General features: G+C 67.7%; 16 protein-coding genes. 9 read left to right on the top strand and 7 right to left on the bottom strand.

What is annotated here, in order from left to right; all coding sequences use genetic code 11:
• Positions 1-54: 54 nt before the first annotated feature.
• From rsmB to def, 3 genes are all read right to left on the bottom strand, one after another.
• Complete coding sequence (gene rsmB, locus I4U41_RS17630; protein ID WP_206862488.1) at positions 55-1,374, bottom strand: 16S rRNA (cytosine(967)-C(5))-methyltransferase RsmB; 1,320 nt, start codon at positions 1,372-1,374, stop codon at positions 55-57.
• Positions 1,371-2,294: a methionyl-tRNA formyltransferase gene (gene fmt, locus I4U41_RS17635; RefSeq protein ID WP_206862489.1), complete on the bottom strand. Its 924-nt coding sequence runs from the start codon at positions 2,292-2,294 to the stop codon at positions 1,371-1,373. Before fmt ends, rsmB begins: the two co-directional genes overlap by 4 nt.
• Before the next feature lie 113 nt (positions 2,295-2,407).
• A complete protein-coding gene (gene def, locus I4U41_RS17640) occupies positions 2,408-2,923 on the bottom strand; it encodes a peptide deformylase (RefSeq protein WP_206862490.1) in 516 nt (171 codons plus the stop codon).
• 212 nt (positions 2,924-3,135) lie between these two features.
• On the opposite strand from def, the gene I4U41_RS17645 reads away from it, so the two are divergent.
• The 9 genes from I4U41_RS17645 (at position 3,136) to I4U41_RS17685 (ending at position 13,953) form a co-directional block, all read left to right on the top strand.
• On the top strand, positions 3,136-4,284 hold the full coding sequence (locus tag I4U41_RS17645; RefSeq protein WP_206862593.1) for a LysM peptidoglycan-binding domain-containing protein: 1,149 nt from the start codon (positions 3,136-3,138) through the stop codon (positions 4,282-4,284).
• An 81-nt stretch (positions 4,285-4,365) separates the two neighbouring features.
• Positions 4,366-5,523: a DNA-processing protein DprA gene (gene dprA / locus I4U41_RS17650; protein ID WP_206862491.1), complete on the top strand. Its 1,158-nt coding sequence runs from the start codon at positions 4,366-4,368 to the stop codon at positions 5,521-5,523.
• Between the two features lie 87 nt (positions 5,524-5,610).
• A complete protein-coding gene (locus I4U41_RS17655) occupies positions 5,611-6,099 on the top strand; it encodes a DUF494 family protein (RefSeq protein WP_206862492.1) in 489 nt (162 codons plus the stop codon).
• A gap of 84 nt (positions 6,100-6,183) precedes the next feature.
• Complete coding sequence (locus I4U41_RS17660) at positions 6,184-7,116, top strand: RDD family protein (protein WP_206862493.1); 933 nt, start codon at positions 6,184-6,186, stop codon at positions 7,114-7,116.
• Between the two features lie 199 nt (positions 7,117-7,315).
• Positions 7,316-9,817, top strand: a complete 2,502-nt coding sequence (locus I4U41_RS17665) for a DNA topoisomerase I (RefSeq protein WP_206862494.1) — start codon at positions 7,316-7,318, stop codon at positions 9,815-9,817.
• Positions 9,818-9,950: 133 nt separating this feature from the next.
• Positions 9,951-10,514 (top strand): L-threonylcarbamoyladenylate synthase type 1 TsaC, encoded by a 564-nt coding sequence (gene tsaC, locus I4U41_RS17670; protein WP_206862495.1) that lies wholly within the window; start codon positions 9,951-9,953, stop codon positions 10,512-10,514.
• A gap of 83 nt (positions 10,515-10,597) precedes the next feature.
• Positions 10,598-11,338, top strand: coding sequence for a DUF4124 domain-containing protein (locus I4U41_RS17675; RefSeq protein ID WP_206862496.1), 741 nt, complete (start codon positions 10,598-10,600; stop codon positions 11,336-11,338).
• Positions 11,338-11,943: a DUF4124 domain-containing protein gene (locus I4U41_RS17680; RefSeq protein WP_206862497.1), complete on the top strand. Its 606-nt coding sequence runs from the start codon at positions 11,338-11,340 to the stop codon at positions 11,941-11,943. Before I4U41_RS17675 ends, I4U41_RS17680 begins: the two co-directional genes overlap by 1 nt.
• 117 nt (positions 11,944-12,060) lie before the next feature.
• The gene (locus tag I4U41_RS17685) at positions 12,061-13,953 is read left to right on the top strand and encodes a CocE/NonD family hydrolase (RefSeq protein WP_206862498.1); all 1,893 of its coding nucleotides are present in this window, start codon (positions 12,061-12,063) and stop codon (positions 13,951-13,953) included.
• 585 nt (positions 13,954-14,538) lie between these two features.
• Here the strand turns inward: I4U41_RS17685 and I4U41_RS17690 are convergent.
• Genes I4U41_RS17690 through I4U41_RS17705 form a run of 4 tightly spaced genes read right to left on the bottom strand, consistent with a single transcriptional unit; the run spans position 14,539 to position 18,724 of the window.
• Complete coding sequence (locus I4U41_RS17690) at positions 14,539-14,934, bottom strand: lysozyme inhibitor LprI family protein (RefSeq protein WP_206862499.1); 396 nt, start codon at positions 14,932-14,934, stop codon at positions 14,539-14,541.
• Positions 14,934-16,682: a hypothetical protein gene (locus tag I4U41_RS17695; RefSeq protein WP_206862500.1), complete on the bottom strand. Its 1,749-nt coding sequence runs from the start codon at positions 16,680-16,682 to the stop codon at positions 14,934-14,936. The genes I4U41_RS17690 and I4U41_RS17695 overlap by 1 nt, the downstream gene beginning before the upstream one ends.
• Positions 16,675-17,277 (bottom strand): hypothetical protein, encoded by a 603-nt coding sequence (locus I4U41_RS17700; RefSeq protein ID WP_206862501.1) that lies wholly within the window; start codon positions 17,275-17,277, stop codon positions 16,675-16,677. The genes I4U41_RS17695 and I4U41_RS17700 overlap by 8 nt, the downstream gene beginning before the upstream one ends.
• A 1-nt stretch (position 17,278) precedes the next feature.
• Entirely contained in the window at positions 17,279-18,724 is a 1,446-nt protein-coding gene (locus I4U41_RS17705; protein ID WP_206862502.1) for a hypothetical protein, read from the bottom strand.
• Positions 18,725-18,727: the final 3 nt, after the last annotated feature.

Raw genomic sequence — 18,727 nt, forward strand, 5'->3', positions numbered from 1 at the left:
AACGATCCGGGGCGGCGCAGGCCGTGCGCCAGGCCGCCGGGTGTCGCGCGTTCGTTACGCCGGCCGCTTGCGCAGCCGCGCGTAGTAGAAGCCGTCGAACCCGCCCTCGCCCGGTAGCCGCTGCCGCCCGGCACCGGCGACGCGGCCGAAGCGCTCGTCCAGCGGTTCGGCCACGGCATCCGGGGTGCGCGCGAGGAACGCCTCGACCTGCGCCTCGTTCTCGGCCTTCAGGATCGAACACGTCGCGTACAGCAGCACGGCACCGGGCGCGACCGTGGTCCACAGCGCATCGAGCAGGCGCGCCTGGGTCGCGGTGAGCGAATCGAGATCGGACTCGCGCCGATGCTGCAGCACGTCCGGTTGGCGTCGCACGATGCCCGTCGCCGAACACGGCGCGTCGAGCAGCACCGCATCGAACGGCACCCCGTCCCACCACGCCGCCGTCTGCGCCGCATCGACCGCGGCAAGCTGGATGCTGCCGCCGAGCTTCAGACGCGACAGGTTCTCGCGCACGCGATCGAGCCGCTGCGCGTCGATGTCGATGGCGCTCAGGCGCACGGTCGCATCGCGTTCGAGCACGTGCGCGGCCTTGCCGCCGGGCGCGACGCAGGCGTCGAGCACGCGCGCGCCGGCCGCGGGCGAGAGCGCGTCGACGACCAGCTGCGCGGAAGCGTCCTGCACCGACGCCTCGCCCTCGGCGAAGCCCGGCAATGCGGCGACGGCGACGGGCGTGTCGAGGCGCACCGCATCGCCGGCGGCGTCGTCGAGCCGCGCGGCGATGCCGGCATCGTGCAGGCGTTGCAGGTACTGCGCGGGCGTGGTGCGACGACGGTTGACGCGCAGCCACATCGGCGGCTCGGCGACGCTGGCGTCGAGGATCGCGGCTTCGTCCTGCGGCCAGTCGGCGGCGATGCGGTCGCGAAGCCATTTCGGCCAGTGCGCGTGCGCCTCGATCTGCGCAATGCCTTCGCGCTGGGCGCGTCGCAACAGGGCGTTGACCATGCCGGCCTGGTGCGTGCGGCCGATCGCGCGCGCCGCATCGACCGTGGACGCGAGCGCCGCGTGCGCCGGCAACTTCAGCGGATCCAGCTGCGCGAGCCCGGCGAACAGCAGCGCCTTGAGTTCGCCGTCGCGGTATCCCAGTGGCTTGCTCATCCATGCCGACAGCGCCGCTTCGAAGCGCGCGGGCTGGCGCAGCACGGCGAAGCAGATCGCTTCCACCAGCGCGCGGTCGCGCGGATCGGGCAATGCCGGCAGCGCCTGCGCGAGTTCGGCCTTGAGCGAACGGCCGCGATGCAGCACCGCGTCGAGCACGCGCGCGGCGATCACGCGGGTCTGCACGCCGGGCGGCAGCTTGCGGGGGGCGGGTTTCATCGGTCGGCGACCAGATCGCGGCGGCCGTTGAGGTAATCGGCGGCGGTGATCGCCTTGCCGCCTTCGCGCTGGAGCACGCGGATGCGCAGCACGCCGGCACCGCAGGCGACATCCAGGCCGTCGCGCGAGGCACGCAGCAGCGTGCCCGGTTCGGCGCCATGCGCTTCGTCCAGCGCGATCGCGCCGTGCAGGCGCAGGCGTTCGCCGGCGACGCTGGCTTCGGCCATCGGCCACGGATTGAACGCGCGCACCTTGTTCGCCAGCGCATGCGCGGGCTGCGACCAGTCGAGCCGCGCCTCGCTCTTGTCGAGCTTGTGCGCGTAGGTGACGCCGTCTTCCGGCTGCACCTGCGGAACGGGATGGATGTCGGCGCGCAGCAGCCCGAGGCCGTCGCTCAGCACCTGCGCACCGAGCGCGGACAGCCGGTCGTGCAGCTGCCCGCCGGTTTCCTGTTCGCCGATGTCGATGGCCTGCGAGAGCAGCACCGGGCCGGTGTCCAGGCCTTTTTCCATCTGCATCAGGCACACGCCGGTGCGCGCGTCGCCGGCTTCGATGGCGCGCTGGATCGGCGCCGCGCCGCGCCAGCGCGGCAGCAGCGAGGCGTGCACGTTCCAGCAGCCGTACGTGGGAATGTCGAGCACCGACTGCGGCAGAATCAGGCCGTAGGCGACGACGATCATCAGGTCGGGCTGCAGCGCGCGCAGCGCCTCCTTCGACGCGGCGGACCTGAAGTTCTCCGGCTGCAACACCGGGATGCCGCGCAGCAGCGCCTCGCGCTTCACCGGCGAGGGCGTGAGTTCGCGACCGCGGCCGGCGGGGCGATCTGGCTGCGTGTAGACGGCGACGACTTCGCCCTTCTGCGCGGCGGCGCGCAGGCAGGGAACGGCGAAATCGGGGGTTCCGGCGAAAACGAGTCTCATGGTCGCGGTGCGGTGCCTGCGAAGTGGCCGTGCCACGTGGAAAACGAAGAACGCGGGTCGCCCCGCGTTCGTGTCGTGCGTGGCGCCGGCGCGACGGCCGGCGCGACGATCGCTCAGGCCGCGGCCTGGCGGCGCTGCTTGGCGAGCTTCTTGCGCACCATCTCGCGCTTGAGCGGCGAGAGGTAATCGACGAACAGCTTGCCGGCCAGATGATCCATCTCGTGCTGGATGCACACCGCCAGCAGGCCGTCGACGTCCAGCTCGCATTCCTTGCCGGTGCGGTCGAGGTACTTCACGGTGATGCGGTTGGCGCGGGTGACGTCGGCGAAGATGCCCGGCACCGACAGGCAGCCTTCCTGGTACACCTGCTCGCCATCGCGCGCGACGATCTCCGGATTGATGAAGACCATCGGCTGGTCCTTCTCCTCGCTCACGTCGATGACCATGAAACGCTGGTGCACGTCGACCTGGCTGGCGGCCAGCCCGATGCCCGGCGCTTCGTACATGGTCTCGAACATGTCGTCGATCAGCGCCTGGAACTGCGCGTCGGCGATATGCGCGGGATCGACCTTGGCGGCGACGGTGCGCAGGCGCGGATCGGGGAATTCGAGGATGGGAAGCAGGGCCATGGCGTCGAAATGGGGGCGTGTGTCACAACCGCAAGAAGTAGCGTGATTGTAACCCCGTTATGGCGGTCCGACGCTTGCAACCGTGCGGTTCTTCTGGGCTATAGTGCCGCGGTGCCCCGCCTTCACGGCGTGTATTTTGGGGAAGCTGCCCGAGGCAGCGGGGCCGGAACAGTACGTTCAGGGGCGGTAAGGGGAATTGCCAGATGGCCTTGATGCTTAAACCGTTGCGCACGGTGATGACCGCTGCGCTGCTCACGATCGCCACCTACGGCGTCGCCGCGGAACTCGCGGGCGGCCATCCGGACACCTACGTGGTGAAGAAGGGCGACACCCTGTGGGACATCGCCGGGCGCTTCCTGAAGAAGCCGTGGCTGTGGCCCGAAATCTGGCAGGCCAATCCCCAGGTCAAGAACCCGCACCTGATCTTCCCGGGCGACGTGCTGTCGCTGGCCTACCTCGACCGCGTCGCCGTGCAGGAAGGCCCGCGCGAGGAAGCGCCGATCAACGCCATCCCGCTGTCGGAAGTGGAGTCCTTCCTGAAGGACCTGCGCGTGGTGGACGAATTCGAAAGCCTGCCCTATGTCGTCGGCCTGGAAGAGGATCGCCTGCGCAGCGCCGGCAACCAGCTGGTGTACGTGAAGGGACTGGATGGTGCCGAGCCGGGCCAGCGCTACATGGTCGTGCGCCCGAGCCAGCGCTTCCAGACGCTGGATCCGGATCGCTGCTGCGAGCCGTCGGGTCGTCGCGCCGAAACGCTGGATTTCCGCGGCAAGCGCAACTGGGGCACCGAGAGCCTGTGGGCCTACCAGCTGCCGCCGGGCGGCGGTGAGTTCCTGGGCTACGAGCTGGCCAAGGTCGCCACCGCCACCGTCACCCGCGGCATCGTCGGCGATGCCGAGGCCGTCACCGTGCTGGTCGACGACAACGGCAAGGAAGTACGCGCCGGCGACCGCCTGATCCCGGTCGAGGCGCAGGCCTACGACCTGCAGTTCATGCCGCACGCCCCGGCGCAGGAGCCGGCGGTGGAGAAGGCCCGCGTCATCGCCGTGGCCGACATGGTCAGCAGCGGCGGCACGCGCGACGTGGTCGCGCTCTCCGTCGGCGCGGCGGACGGCGTGGACAACGGCACCGTGTTCTCGGTGTGGCGCCAGGGCAGCATCGAGGTCGACCGCGTCCGCGCGGGCATCGACCGCAGCCCCGACGCGCACAGCCGCGGCGAGAAGGTGAAGATGCCGGACGAGTTCGCCAGCCACGTCATGGTGTTCCGCACCTTCGACAAGGTCAGCTACGCGCTGGTGATGGACGGCATCCGTCCGACCCACCTGGGCTATCGTCTGAAGCATCCCGACGCAACGAACTGACATCGCGTCCGGGAGTTTCCTGATCGAACCACGCGACGGCGCCTGACGGCGCCGTCGTCGTTTGCGGGCGATGCTGGTCGCATGACCGGCCCGCCCCCACCCGATACCGACGACCACGCGGAAGCGCTCGCCCTGTTGCGTCTGATCGCCGCCGGCGGCTCCACCGCCGCGCGCTGTGCGCTGATCGAACGGTTCGGCGGCGCGCGGGAGGCGGTCGCCGCCGGTCCCGCCGGCTGGCGCGACGCCGGGTGGACGGACGAACACGTCTCCGCGCTTTCGGCCGCCATCGCAACGCCGGCGGCGTTGGCGTGGCTGCAGGCGCCCGGCTGCAGCCTCATCGGCTGGCATCAATCCGATTACCCGCCGCTGCTGCGCAGGTCGCCGAACCCGCCGCTGGCGCTGTTCGTCGCGGGCGACCCGGCGTTGTTATGGCGGCCGTCGATCGCAGTGGTCGGCAGTCGCGGCCCGACGCCGGGCGGACGCGACAACGCGCGCGACTTCGCCCGCGCGTTCGCGGCGTCCGGACTGGTCGTCGCGAGCGGCATGGCCGCCGGCATCGACACCGCCGCGCACCAGGCGACGCTCGACGTCGGCGGGCGCACCGTCGCGATCCTGGGCACCGGCCCCGACGTGCCCTACCCGCGCGCGAACACCGGCCTGCACGCGCGCATCGCGGAGACCGGCGCGATCGTCAGCGAGTACCTCCCCGGCACCCGACCGGTGCCGTTCCACTTCCCTGCACGCAACCGGATCCTGGCGGGGCTGTCGGTCGCGACGGTGGTGATCGAGGCGGCCGAGCGCTCGGGGGCGCTGATCACCGCCCGGCTGGCCGCCGAAGCCGGACGCGACGTGTTCGCCGTGCCAGGGTCGATCCACAACCCGCTCGCGCGCGGCTGCCACCGGCTGATCCGCGACGGCGCCACCCTGGTCGTCTCGGCGCAGGATGCGATCGACGCCCTGGCGCCGCAGATCTCCGCGCTCGCCCAGGACTTGCGCCGGGAGCTCGGCGCCCCCATCCAGCCCCCTCAGGCGCCCGGGGCGGATGCCGGCGACGGTCAGACGATTCACGACCCCGACTACCAGAAGTTGTGGAACGCCCTGGGCCATGACCCAACCGCTATGGATCAGCTGGTGCAGCGGACCGGATTGACGGCCGCGGCAGTGTCCTCCATGCTGCTGCTCATGGAGCTTGATGGCCGTGTTTTTTCGCAACACGGCCGGTATTTCCGCAGTCGCTGACGGCTCCCGTTCAGGGAATCCCGGTCGCGGCGGCGGGCCTTCCGCAAGTTCTGCCCACCGCGCCGCGTGCGGCGCAGGCCGAGGGAAATGAAAGAGAGCATCCTGGACGTCCTGCTGTACCTGTTCGAGCATTACTTCACCGACGATGCGGACCTCGTCCGCGACCGCGATTCGCTCCGCAGCGGCCCCCTCTTCGACGAACTCGGCAAAGCCGGCTTCAGTCCCGCCGAGATCAACAAGGCCTTCGAATGGCTCGACGCGCTGGCCCAGCAGCGGCCCAGCGCCGCGGCTCCGCGCGCGAACGGGCCGGTGCGCGTGTTCTTCGGGCCGGAGCTGGACAAGCTCGACGTGGAATGCCGTGGTTTCCTGCTGTTCCTGGAACAGCACGGCGTGCTCGACGCCGGCCAGCGCGAGCTCGTGCTCGACCGCGCGATGGCGCTGGACCAGGACGAGATCGACCTGGACGACCTGAAGTGGGTCGTGCTGATGGTGCTGTTCAACCAGCCGGGCTCGGAAGCCGCCTATGCCTGGATGGAAACGCAGATGTTCGAGGACGAACCCGAGCCGGTGCACTGAGCGCCGCCGGACGCAGGTAACGCGCCTGGGGAGGCGCATGCAGGCCGGTCCGCACGGGCCGGCCTTCGACAATCAGGGGACAACATGACGGACTGGTACTACCACCTGCCGGGACAGGGGCGCGTCGGGCCGATGGCCGCCGACGACGTGCGCGAGGCCTATCGCGACGGCCGCGTGCAACGCGACACGCTCGCCTGGCACGTCGGCGCGCGCGACTGGCAGCCGCTCGACCGTTTCTCCGATTCGCTCGGTCTCGACGAGGTGGCACCACCGCCGGTCGTGTCGCCCTCGGCCTTCGCGACGCCCGCGGCGGTGGCCGGCGACGCGGTCGACCGCGCTTCGCCGTACGCGCCGCCGCGCGCCAGCCTCAACGAAGTGGACGACTACCAGGCCGCAGCCGGCGAGGTCGTGTACGCCGGCTTCTGGAAGCGCCTGGCCGCGCTGATGATCGACTCGCTGGTCGTGAGCATCGGCTACTACGTGGTGCTGGTCATCGCGATGGTCGTGTTCGGCCTGGGCATGTCCGGGCTGTTCTCCGCCGAGTCCGCCCCGCCGACCGGCATGGTCGCCCTGCTCGCGCTGGTCTACCTGCTCTATCCGGTCATCAGCGGGCTGTACTACATCGGCATGGAGTCCTCCGGCACGCAGGCCACGCTGGGCAAGATGGCGGTGGGCATCAAGGTCAGCGACGACGCCGGACGGCGCCTGGGCCGCGGCCATGCCTTCGGCCGCTGGGCCTCGCACCTGCTGTGCTACTTCACGCTCTACATCGGCTACTTCATGGCGGGCTTCACCCAGCGCAAGCGTGGCCTGCACGACATGGTCGCGAGCACGCTGGTGGTCGACCGCTGGGCATACACCGCCCATCCGGAACGGCAGCGCCGCGGGCTCGGCGCCGTCGCGCTGGTGCTGCTGATCCTGGGCGGCCTGGCAGTCGTGGCCTACGTGGGAATCATGCTCGCCATCGCCATCCCGGCGTACCAGGAATACGTGCGGCGCGCCGCCGGTGCTGGCTGAAGTCCAGGCTGAACGGGACCGTCGCAGGGCGGCGGCGGTCCCGGCTTCACGCGGCCATGCTTGACAGCCCCGGCCGACGCATGGCCTCAATAGAAAAAAGAGAAGCCCCCGAACGCCCGCGCCGCATGTCGCGGGCGTAGTCTTCTCCCGCTTCCATCCGCCCCCATCGCAGCGCCGGGACAGGCCCTGCGGAGCCCCCATGGCCAAGAACCTCCTCATCGTCGAGTCGCCCGCCAAGGCCAAGACGATCAACAAATACCTCGGCAAGGACTTCACCGTCCTGGCCTCCTACGGCCACGTCCGCGACCTGGTGCCAAAGGAGGGCGCGGTCGATCCCGAGCGCGGCTTCGCCATGCGCTACGACCTGATCGACAAGAACGAGAAGCACGTCGACGCGATCGCCAAGGCGGCCAAGGGCGCCGAGGCGCTCTACCTGGCGACCGACCCGGACCGCGAGGGCGAGGCGATCAGCTGGCACATCGCGGAAATCCTGAAGGAGCGCGGCCTGCTGGAAGGCAAGCCGCTGCACCGCGTGGTGTTCACCGAGATCACCCCGCGCGCCATCAAGGAAGCGATGACGCAGCCGCGGTCGATCGCCTCCGACCTGGTCGACGCGCAGCAGGCGCGCCGCGCGCTGGATTACCTCGTCGGCTTCAACCTCAGCCCGGTGCTGTGGCGCAAGGTGCAGCGCGGCCTGTCCGCCGGCCGCGTGCAGTCGCCGGCGCTGCGCATGATCGTCGAGCGCGAGGAGGAGATCGAAGCCTTCGTCGCGCGCGAGTACTGGACCATCGAGGCCGAGTGCGCGCATCCGACGCAGGCCTTCACCGCCAAGCTCATCAAGCTGGACGGCAAGAAGTTCGAGCAGTTCACCGTCACCGACGGCGACACCGCCGAGGACGCCCGCAAGCGCATCACCGCCGCCGCCAACGGCGCGCTGCACGTCACCGACGTCGCATCGAAGGAGCGCAAGCGGCGTCCGGCACCCCCGTTCACCACCTCCACGCTGCAGCAGGAAGCCGCGCGCAAGCTCGGCTTCACCACGCGCAAGACCATGCAGGTCGCGCAGAAGCTGTACGAAGGCGTGGCGATCGGCGAGGAAGGCACGGTCGGCCTGATCACCTACATGCGTACCGACTCGGTGACGCTGTCGCAGGACGCCGTGACCGAAATCCGCGACGTCATCGCCCGCGACTACGGCACGCGCGCGCTGCCGGACAAGCCCAACGCGTACCAGAACAAGTCGAAGAACGCGCAGGAAGCGCACGAAGCCGTGCGTCCCAGCTCGGCGCTGCGCACGCCCTCGCAGATCGCGCGCTTCCTCAGCGACGACGAACGCCGGCTCTACGAACTGATCTGGAAGCGCGCCGTCGCTTCGCAGATGGTCCCGGCCACGCTCAACACCGTGTCGGTCGACCTGGCCGCCGGCAGCGAGCACGCGTTCCGCGCCTCGGGCACGACAGTGGTCGATCCGGGCTTCCTCGCCGTGTACGAGGAAGGCAAGGACACCAAGGCCGCCGAGGACGAGGACGAAGGCCGCAAGCTGCCGGCGATGAAGACCGGCGACCGCGTGCCGCTGGATCGCATCCACGCCGACCAGCATTTCACCCAGCCGCCGCCGCGCTACACCGAAGCGGCGCTGGTGAAGGCGCTGGAGGAATACGGCATCGGCCGTCCGTCCACCTACGCCTCGATCATCCAGACGCTGCTGTTCCGCAAGTACGTGGAGATGGAAGGCCGCAGCTTCCGCCCGTCCGACGTGGGCCGCGCGGTGTCGAAGTTCCTGTCGTCGCACTTCACGCGCTACGTGGATTACGACTTCACCGCCAGGCTCGAGGACGAACTCGATGCGGTGTCGCGCGGCGAGGAGGAATGGGTCCCGCTGATGGAGAAGTTCTGGGGCCCGTTCAAGGAACTGGTCGAGGACAAGACCGAATCGGTCGATCGCAGCGAGGCCACCGGCGCGCGCGAGCTCGGCACCGATCCCAAGTCCGGCAAACCGGTGAGCGTGCGCCTGGGGCGCTTCGGGCCGTACGCGCAGATCGGCGACAAGGACACGGACGAGAAGCTCGAGTTCGCGTCGCTGCGCCCGGGCCAGTCGATGCACACCATCACGCTGGAAGACGCACTGGAGCTGTTCAAGCTGCCGCGCAAGCTCGGCGAGAACGAGGGCCATGAGGTCAGCGTCGGCATCGGCCGCTTCGGCCCGTTCGCCAAGCGCGGCAGCACGTACGCTTCGCTCACCAAGGAAGACGATCCGTACACGATCGACCTGGCGCGTGCGGTGTTCCTGATCGAGCAGAAGGAAGAGATCGCCCGCAACCGCATCATCAAGCAATGGGACGGCAGCGACGTGCAGGTGCTCAACGGCCGCTTCGGGCCGTACATCAGCGACGGCAAGCTCAACGGCAAGATCCCGAAGGATCGCGAGCCGGCCTCGCTGTCGCTGGAGGAAGCCACGCAGTTCCTCGCCGACACCGGCAAGCCGGTGCGCCGCGGCTTCGGCAAGAAGGCCGCGAAGAAGGAACCGGCGGTGAAGGTGAAGAAGGAAGCCGCCGCGAAGAAGGCGCCGGCCGCGAAGAAGGCTCCGGCGAAGAAGGCGCCCGCGAAGAAGACGGCTGCCAAGAAGGCGGCGAAGAAGACCACGACCGCTGCCACAAAGAAGACCGCGACGAAGAAGGTCGTGAAGAAGGCGAGGGCGTAAGGCGCCTTCGCTGCTTCGACGGTTTCCACCGCTGTGAAGCGTGATCCCGGCGAACGCCGGGACGCGCCCCGCAAGATCCCACGCGCCGAACGCCCCTGCTGGCGCGCATCGCGCCCCGCGTTATCCTCGCGCCATGTCCCCGCCGCTCACTTCGAACGAAGCCGCCGACGCGCTCCGCCGCGGCGGCGTCATCGCGTATCCGACCGAAGCCGTCTGGGGGCTGGGCTGTGATCCGTTCGACGAGTCGGCGGTGCTGCGGCTGCTGGCGATCAAGCAGCGGCCGGTCGACAAGGGCGTGATCCTGATCGCCGCGTCGCGTTCGCAGTTCGACGGCCTGCTCGATTGGGAGGCACTCACCGAAGCGCAGCGCGACGCGGTGCTCGCCAGCTGGCCCGGGCCGAACACCTGGATCATCCCGACCACGCCGCGCGTGCCGCGCTGGATCACCGGCACCCACGACGGCGTCGCCGTGCGGGTGAGCGCGCATCCGGACGTGGTCGCGCTGTGCGACGCGTTCGGCGGACCGCTGGTATCGACCAGCGCCAACCTGGCGGGCGAGCCGCCGGCGTTCACCCGCGAAGCACTCGATCCCCGCGTGCTGGCGCGACTCGACGGCGTCACCGGGGGCGAAACCGGCGGCCTCGCCTCGCCCACCGCGATCCGCGACGCCCGCACCGGCGCCCGGATCCGCGCCTGAGCCCGCCCGAAACGCCACCGCCGGACAACCGGACGCCCGGCGCCGCGCTTCCTTCGTCACCACGGGCGACGCAAGATGCGCGCATGGCCTCCGGCGTCCGCATCGTCGCGCTCCTCGCACTGCCGCTGCTCGCGGCGGCGGGCGCGCATGCGGCGGAGATCACCATCTACCGCTGCACCGACGCGCAGGGCCAGCTGACGTTGCGCGATACGCCGTGCAGGAAAGGCGAGAGGCAGCAGACGCAGGAGATGGTGCGCCCGAAGGACGCACCGCCGTCCGTGCGCCGCCAAGCCGCCGCGCCGAAGGCCGAACCGCCGCCCGCCGCGCCGCCGCCGCGCTACGTTGCCTCCACACCGGCGCGGCCGATGTACGAATGCACCACGCCCGACGGCAACCGATATCTCAGCGACACCAGCGCCGGCAATCCGCGCTGGGTGCCGCTGTGGACGCTGGGCTATCCCGGCTATTCGGGCCTGCTTCCGCCGCCGCGCCCGTTCTACCCGGGCGGCGTCCACGCCCGTGTGAGCGGCACGTTCGATGGCGGCGACGGCCGCTATTCGGTGCGCATCGGCGATCGCCCGCCGCCGCCGCCTCGTCCACCCGATGGCGTGCCGCCGCCGGGTTACGCCGCGTACGGCACGGGCACCTGGGTCCATGACGAATGCCATGCGCTGCCGCAGGCGGAAGTCTGCGCACGCCTGCGCGACGAACGATGGGAACTCGGCCGCCGCTACAACAGCGCGTTGCAGAGCGAACGCGGAGAGATCGACCGCCAGCAGCGCGGCATCGACGCGCGCCTGGCCAGCGACTGCGGCGGCGCCTGATGCGGGCGTTGGCTGGCGCCGCGTTGCTGCTCGGCGCCCTGGCGATCGCGCCCGCGCATGCGGAGGTGGTCATCTATCGATGCACCGACGCCTCGGGTGCGGTGACGTTGCAGAACGGCACGCCCTGTCCGAAGGGCAGCCGGCAGCAGAAGAAGGTGATGGACACGCCGACGACCTCCGCGCCCGCGCATGCCCCGCCGCCCGCACCACCGGAACCGGCGCCCGCCGCACCCGTCGCCGTGCCTGAACCTGTCGCGGCACCGGAGCCGGAGCCCATCAGCCCTCCCCGGCAACCGCCCGCGCTGTTTGCCTGCCAGACCTGGAACCGCGAGCGCTACTTCGGCGAAACCGCGCAACCGCCGCCGCGCTGCGCGCCGTTGCAGGTCACCGGCCTCGACGGCACCGGCGCGATGGCCGGCGGCACCGCGTGCCAGATGATGGAAGACCGCTGCGAGCCCGTGCCCGCGTTCGCCCTATGCGACGCATGGAAGCAGCGCGTGCGCGATCTCGACGCCCGCACGACCTTCGGCGGCGGCGAGCCCGTCGCGCCGGCCGAGGCCGAGCGCATCCGCCGCACGTTCGCGGAAAGCACCTGCGCCCCCTGACGCGCTGGCCGCCGGCACGTCCCGTACGCGTTTGAACACAGGGCGAAGCGGCTCCGCGCCGCCGACCCGGACGGCCGTCCCGCGGTCGCCACGAGCGCAAGGGAACGATTCTTGGAGATGGACTTGTCCGCAGTGCGCCCCGCGCTCGGCTGGTGGCTGGTGCTGGTCCTCGTGCCGGCCGCGCTGCTGCTCACCGCGGCGGCCCTGTTCGTCATGCGCGAACGCATCCCCGCGCACTGGCAGCAACCGGTGCGCGCGCTGGTGTTCGGCGTGCGCATCGACGACGACGTCCGCATCCGGATGTCCGACGGCACGCAGCTCGCCGGCACCCTGTACCGTCCGCGCAACGCGGAGGGCCCGTTGCCCACCGTGTACGTCCGCCTGCCGTACGATCGCCGCCGCTACGGCGAGGCCATCGGCGAGGGCCTGTTCTTCGCGCGCAACGGCTACGCCGTGCTGGTGCAGGACGTGCGCGGCAAGTTCGGTTCCGAAGGCGACGATTTCCTCCCCTGGCGCCACGCCACCAGCGACGGCGTCGACACGCTCGACTGGATCGTCCGCCAGGGCTGGTCGAACGGGAAGGTCGGCACGATCGGCTGTTCGGCGCTGGGTGAACTGCAGTACGCGCTGGCACGCGCGAACCATCCCGCGCACGCGGCGATGATCCCCATCGCCGCCGGCGGCGCGGCCGGCGACGTGGACGGCCACGCCGGCTATTTCGGCGCGTTCGAAGGCGGCGTGTTCCAGTTGGCCGGCGCGGCCGGCTGGTTCGCCAAGCACGGGATGAAGTCCGATCACGGGCCCTGGCCGAACGATCTCGACATGGCGAAGGCGCTGCCGACGTTGCCCATGCTCGACGTGGTCCGCCAGGTGCGGCCCGGCGCGAACGGCTTCGAGGATTTCCTGCAGACGCCGCTCGGCGACGCGCACTGGCGCGCGCTGGACTACGTGTTCGCGGACGATCGCCCGCGCACGCCCGCGCTGGTGATCGACACCTGGGGCGATCCGAGCCTGTCGGGCACGCTGGCGCTCACCGGATCGGTGCTTCGCAATTCGCCCGAAGCCGGACGCGTGCAGCACGTGATCATCGCGCCGGGCAACCACTGCGAACAGGAACTCGTCGCCGGCATGGGCCGCTTCGGCGACCTGCCGGTGCGCAATGCCGCGCAGCCCTATCGCGAGTGGTATCTGGCGTGGTTCGACCACTGGCTGCGCGGACGCGGGGACGGCCTCAAGGCGCTGCCGCCGTACCGTTACTTCGTGCTCAACGAACAGCGCTGGCTCGACGCGACGCAGTGGCCGCCAGCGGAGGCGCGACCGCAGTCGTGGTACCTGTCGGGCGGCGGCCACGCGAACGGCCGCGACGGCGACGGCGTCCTAGCGCTGGAAGCCGCACGCGAGACGCGATCGGACGACTACATCCACGACCCGCTGGATCCCGTTCCCTCCCGCGGCGGGCCGCTGTGCTGCACGGGCGATCCGGCGCAGCGTTCGGGGCCGGTGGACCAGGGCGACGTCGAAACGCGGCAGGACGTGCTCGTCTACACCTCCGCGCCCTTGCAACAGCCGCTGCGAATCGTCGGCGAACTGCGTGCGCAGCTGGTCGTGTCCTCGACCGCGCCCGACACCGACTTCATCGCGCGCCTCGTGCACGTATGGCCGGACGGCCGTGCGACGAACATCCAGGAAGGCGCGCTGCGCGCGCGCTACCGCGACGGTGTCGAACGTCCCAGCCTGATGACGCCGGGCGACCGCTACGTGCTCGACGTGCCGATGCGCTCCATCGCCTACCTCGTCCCCCGCGGCCATCGCATCCGCCTGGACATCAGCAGCTCAAGCTTCCCGCGCCTGGAACGCAACCTCGGCACGGGCGGTCGCAACTACGACGAAACGCGCCCGTCGAAAGCACTCAACCGCATCTTCCACGGCGGCGATGCGGTGAGCTTCGTGGAGATCCCCGTGCTGGACCTGCCGGTGCCGGAAGACAGGCCGTTCGCGGGGCCGCGGTAGGCGCATCGCCTCGGGGGCATAGCTCGCTCGGGCATGCGGCAAGGCGTGGCAGGTTGCACCGCCGCCCCGCTACCCGTGCTCGCAGCCCAGCGCAGTTCCGCAGTGATCGGTCCGAAGTACGCACCGCCCGCAGGCTTTTTGACGACGCGCCATCCGTTCTTTACCGACAGCATCGCCACTCCGGCAGTAGCACTGAAAGTTGAATGGAACTGCACGGAGGCAAGGCCAGTGCCGGGATCAGCTCGTCCAGCAACATTGTCGACGTCCGTTTCACAATCGATCGTGGCGCCGTATCTGGTTACGAAGCAGTAACGCCCCGTGACCTTCGCGCCCGCAGTATGCAACGTCAGCTCGAAGGTCGAGAATGGCACGCGAGCCACTGTCTCCGTCAATACCCACGGGCCCGGTCGCGCGACAAAAACCAACAACTAACAGAAGCAGAGCGAAGGACAGTTTTCGAATGCTACAGACCCTCTCGGGTTCGCCATCATTTCTCATTACATCTCTATGGCTCCCTGTCGCCATCTTTAGCACCCAATCAGCTGTTCTGCACACACATTCAGAACGATCCACTGACGCCCGCCGTTATAACCCATTGGACAGCGCCCTCAGCTCCTTCACTCTTTGGATGTTCAGCGTCATCGGACAAACAGAATTCATGGGCGATCCCACACGGCGACCCGCGATCGCGCAATGGAGCGTGCGATACGAGAGCCAAGTTTTCTGACTCTTTTCCAGGTTATCCGCGTCGTCTGGAAATCTAACCAAGTACTCGCGATGTAATGTCGCGTAAAGCGAGTTCATCTCAGATTTTGCCTTGCTGGAGATGCCCTCAGCACATGCAGTTACAACACCATTACTGATCGGCCCAAGTTCGCGCAAACACGCCTTATACTGCGCGTCGTAGCCGCCTTGATTTCCTTTCGCGCTCGCAAGACACGGAACCAACACAAGCATCATGAGCAAATGCTTAGAGCTCATTAGTTATTCCTTCCTTGTCGAATCTCTTCGAGAATTGATCGTAGATCGGATGTTGACTTCCCATTGGCGCTATTAGCGCTTCCGGCGTAGTACGACATCGAACCGTTTGATACTTCACCATTAAAGATGGTTCGCCCGGCTGGCGTAGCGATGGAAGCCCACTCTTTAGCTGCTGCATGCTGTGCGTCGTCAACGGTCCCCTCCCCGTTGATCACGAATCTTGCGAGGCGGCCACCGCCGGCCTTGTGCAGGAGAAATTCACGGAACGTTCTCTCCTGCATGTCGGCGTCGTACAGCTCATCGCCAGTTAGCCGCATTGTCCTTTTAGCTTCCTTCAAAGTAGCGAATACGGTTTGATACTTTCCGGTGGCGAACATCCGACCCCTATCGGTCCCCGAGAGTGGTTCGGTGGCAAGTATTTCGTTGATTGTTTTTGACGTCACCGTTCCCGGCGGCGGACTGATGAAGCCATGTCCGACCCGGCCACCTGCTACCCCCTTGGTCCCTGTGTTGTACGACTCGTAGCCTCCTTCTCCATGCGAAATGATGTCCCCGATTCGCTGAATCAAATCATTTAACTTACTCGCCCGAAGAGCCAGGAAATTCATGCCCAACGCACCCGGATGAAAGTGGTACACGCGGGGACTCGTCGGAAAGCCTTCGGCGCCGTCTGCCACCTCATCCCACCACGGCAGGCGCGCCGCACGCGGCATTTCGTCTTCTACCTGCTTGACCACACCGAACCCCAATGCGTCGGCGATGCTGCGAGCCACTTGCTGCTGCCGACTGGCCGGCTCCTGCGCCCATTCGCTGTCGTGTCGCACGATCAGCCGACCGACGTGAGCTGCCTTTGAGCGATTGCGAAGCGCCGCATCCAGTTCTTCTTCGCTCAGGCTCCCGTCGCCACTGGTATCAACCAGTTTGCGCAACGCCTGATACAGGGGCGTCTTTTCGGGGCGCGGGCCCTCGCGTTTGATGAAGGCGACCTTCGCCGCAAGATCTATCCACGATGCGCCGGACGCACTGTTAGGTTCATCCACTACCTCGAACCCAGGCCACTCCCACGGTGACGCCAGATGGTTGGCCTCTTCCACCCAGCCCACCGCTTCGGTACCGTTGCTGGAAGTAAGCTTGGCGACCTTTCGCCAACGCTTACCGCCCACCTCCTTAACCTCCAACCCGGCGAGCGGCAGCACCTGCGCCCAGAGGAGCGTGTGAGCGACCTTGCCGTTCGGCTCGTCCAGCAACGTGTCGCCCGGCCGCAGCAGCAGAAGAGTGCGCTCGTTGTCCGGCAGATGCTGTTTGGCCCACGACCGACTTGCGGCCAGGTACCCAGGCACGTCGTCGCCACTGAATACTTCCAAGTGCAGCAGCTTGCGGGACACTGGCCGACCGGCGATCGGGCCGGCGCGCGCAGGCACATCCTCGCCCAGATAGCCCAGGACGCTCCCTCCCTTGACCGCATGCGGTATGGGAAGGACTCTCACTTCGTCGAACACTTCCGGCGATGGATCGGGGTCGAGCTCGCCGAGGAACACCCATCCGTTCGCAGCTTCAGGCGGAATCGCTCCGTCGGATCTAACGGAGTCGATGCCCCCATCAACAACTCGTGTGATACGCGCCCATTTCCTGTCTGGTGAGTGTTGCCCCACCTCAATGACACTGTCGCGCACGAGTAGTCCCAGGCACTCGCTCCGACTTGTTGCCTGTGCGCGGATGTTGAGGCCAACGACATTCTTGTTACTCATTTCTGGATTCCACTTCAAAGAGTTCGTCTGGACATGTGGGCTCTACTTCGTAATCGAAGCCGTAGTAGAGATGGGAAACGATCCTGCCGTCCTGACGAACGAACAGATGGCTGCCTTCCTGGCTGAGACACGAAATGACTCGCATCGGTCCGGACGGAGCATGCACGGTGACGCTATCGCCGGTGGCATCCTGGGTCACCTTCGTCGCGTTGACCGTCGCTATGCCTATGAACGGCACATCGCTCATGCCAGACACGAGGTCGAAACTATGCAAGGACGCGCCAGTCTTCGCATCCAGTGCAGTTACAGCTTCCGACTCTCTCTTGTCCGCACCATCGACAGAAAGATCACGGCAGCACAACGCGTCGCCTGTCGAGGATGGGTACTGGACGGTGAGCGTGTCTCCGCGCTCCAGAGCCTGCGCCAAGTAGAGGCTTGCGTCTGAATGCCCGTAGACAACGAAGCCGACATGCGCCGATGACGGTTGTCTTGCTCCATGGAGAGGCTGATCGCTCGGTGCTTCCCGCATCGATGACGAGCAGGCACTTAACGCGCAGAGCGTTATGAGTGCGATGATTTTCCTGGTCACGTTCATGTCAATGCCCATCGTCGGACCAGTGCGGCGGGTCGCTGAGGAGCTTTATCACGCCGTAGCTCTGGCCCACCGAATGCAGATCGCTGGATGAGTTGACCCTTCGATCAAGCCCGTCGGCACCTTGGACGTCTGCGCCGATTGCCCGGGAGATTGTCATGTCGATTGCGCGCCGTTCTGTATGACGCGACGTCAACGAGGGGCGGTGCACGATTGCGAACCCTGCAACCATTTCCCTGGCAGCTTGTAGCGCTGCTTGATGATCGCTTTTGCCACCCGTGTCCAGATGGGCCCAGTCTATGTTCACACCCGCCATCTCGGGTACGGATGTCGGTGCGAAACCTTCGCGCGCGATACGCCATGAATAGTGCATCAGGTACGCCCTCTCGGGAGGGCGATAGGTCGCATTGATTGCGACGTTCGCACCGGCCGCCCTGAGCGCATGGATGAATCGTCCGACGGAACCGGCAAACGATGGGGTGAGGTCGCCAACCCGATTACTCCCGGGATAGCGTTGTACCCACTGTCTTCCGGAGCGCTCGCGCGCGAGACGTTTCCTGTCCTTCGCCTTCTCGCCCACTCGATATCGCTTCGATGGCCAGTAGCCCGGCCGTACCCAGTTCGGGTTCCTTCCATAACTCTCAAAGTCAGCTAGGTGCATGTAGAGGCTGTACAGCGTCAATGTCGGCGCCGCAGGTGTCGCAGGACGTTCCTGCTCGGCCTTGTTGCGCGCATATACGTCCGACGCTTCCGGGTCAACGGAATCGCCTCGATAGACGTGCGTGGCTATGACATCCTTGAAGCCCAGCATGCTGCGCATGCCCGTCCCCGCGAGCGGGTCGATCGCGAGCCACGTGCGTTCGATCCAACCCTCGCGCGGCAGCCCAAAGCCGGTCGTGTCTAGGACGCGTACGTAGCGCCCTTGTCCCGGCGCGATTTTTCCAATCTCCACCTTCACCGGAGTGCCGTGGCGCAACCATGCACGACGCCGGTGCCCTTGAGGATCATCGTAGAGCCACGCGCCCCAATTGCGGATGTCGGCGCCCGGGTTGTCCATCTTCACCGGCTTGGGCGGCGGTGGCGGGGTGGGCGCCTGCAACCGGTGGCGAACCAGCACGAAGCCTGTGGAGTATGGACGCAGCGCTGGGCCATCGCCCGCCGTGCCAGGCGTCGCATCGTAGTAGCGGCGGTTGATGCGGTACGCCACGACGTCGCCATCGGCAAGGCAGCGTATGCCTTCATTGAGTTCGAACGCGTTGCCGCTGGACCAGGCGATGTGCACGCCACCATGGAAAAAGCCGTGCGGACTGAGCAGGTAGTGCCCGCCCTGTACGACAGCGAGCCCATCGTAGAACAGCTGTGGATCGGTGATCTCCTGACCTTGTTTATTCTTGAACGGGTAGCCGAGACGTGAGGCCGTGATCGGCCTCGGGGTGTTTTGCGCGCTCATGCA

It is taken from the genome of Lysobacter changpingensis, from assembly GCF_017308985.1.
Lineage (GTDB): Bacteria > Pseudomonadota > Gammaproteobacteria > Xanthomonadales > Xanthomonadaceae > Lysobacter_J > Lysobacter_J changpingensis.

What these genes read in the sequence shown, in the direction of transcription:
- rsmB (WP_206862488.1), bottom strand. Translation starts at nt 1,374, where the DNA reads ATGAAACCCGCCCCCCGCAAGCTGCCGCCCGGCGTGCAGACCCGCGTG.
- fmt (WP_206862489.1), bottom strand. Translation starts at nt 2,294, where the DNA reads ATGAGACTCGTTTTCGCCGGAACCCCCGATTTCGCCGTTCCCTGCCTG.
- def (WP_206862490.1), bottom strand. Translation starts at nt 2,923, where the DNA reads ATGGCCCTGCTTCCCATCCTCGAATTCCCCGATCCGCGCCTGCGCACC.
- I4U41_RS17645 (WP_206862593.1), top strand. Translation starts at nt 3,136, where the DNA reads ATGCTTAAACCGTTGCGCACGGTGATGACCGCTGCGCTGCTCACGATC.
- dprA (WP_206862491.1), top strand. Translation starts at nt 4,366, where the DNA reads ATGACCGGCCCGCCCCCACCCGATACCGACGACCACGCGGAAGCGCTC.
- I4U41_RS17655 (WP_206862492.1), top strand. Translation starts at nt 5,611, where the DNA reads ATGAAAGAGAGCATCCTGGACGTCCTGCTGTACCTGTTCGAGCATTAC.
- I4U41_RS17660 (WP_206862493.1), top strand. Translation starts at nt 6,184, where the DNA reads ATGACGGACTGGTACTACCACCTGCCGGGACAGGGGCGCGTCGGGCCG.
- I4U41_RS17665 (WP_206862494.1), top strand. Translation starts at nt 7,316, where the DNA reads ATGGCCAAGAACCTCCTCATCGTCGAGTCGCCCGCCAAGGCCAAGACG.
- tsaC (WP_206862495.1), top strand. Translation starts at nt 9,951, where the DNA reads ATGTCCCCGCCGCTCACTTCGAACGAAGCCGCCGACGCGCTCCGCCGC.
- I4U41_RS17675 (WP_206862496.1), top strand. Translation starts at nt 10,598, where the DNA reads ATGGCCTCCGGCGTCCGCATCGTCGCGCTCCTCGCACTGCCGCTGCTC.
- I4U41_RS17680 (WP_206862497.1), top strand. Translation starts at nt 11,338, where the DNA reads ATGCGGGCGTTGGCTGGCGCCGCGTTGCTGCTCGGCGCCCTGGCGATC.
- I4U41_RS17685 (WP_206862498.1), top strand. Translation starts at nt 12,061, where the DNA reads ATGGACTTGTCCGCAGTGCGCCCCGCGCTCGGCTGGTGGCTGGTGCTG.
- I4U41_RS17690 (WP_206862499.1), bottom strand. Translation starts at nt 14,934, where the DNA reads ATGAGCTCTAAGCATTTGCTCATGATGCTTGTGTTGGTTCCGTGTCTT.
- I4U41_RS17695 (WP_206862500.1), bottom strand. Translation starts at nt 16,682, where the DNA reads ATGAGTAACAAGAATGTCGTTGGCCTCAACATCCGCGCACAGGCAACA.
- I4U41_RS17700 (WP_206862501.1), bottom strand. Translation starts at nt 17,277, where the DNA reads ATGAACGTGACCAGGAAAATCATCGCACTCATAACGCTCTGCGCGTTA.
- I4U41_RS17705 (WP_206862502.1), bottom strand. Translation starts at nt 18,724, where the DNA reads ATGAGCGCGCAAAACACCCCGAGGCCGATCACGGCCTCACGTCTCGGC.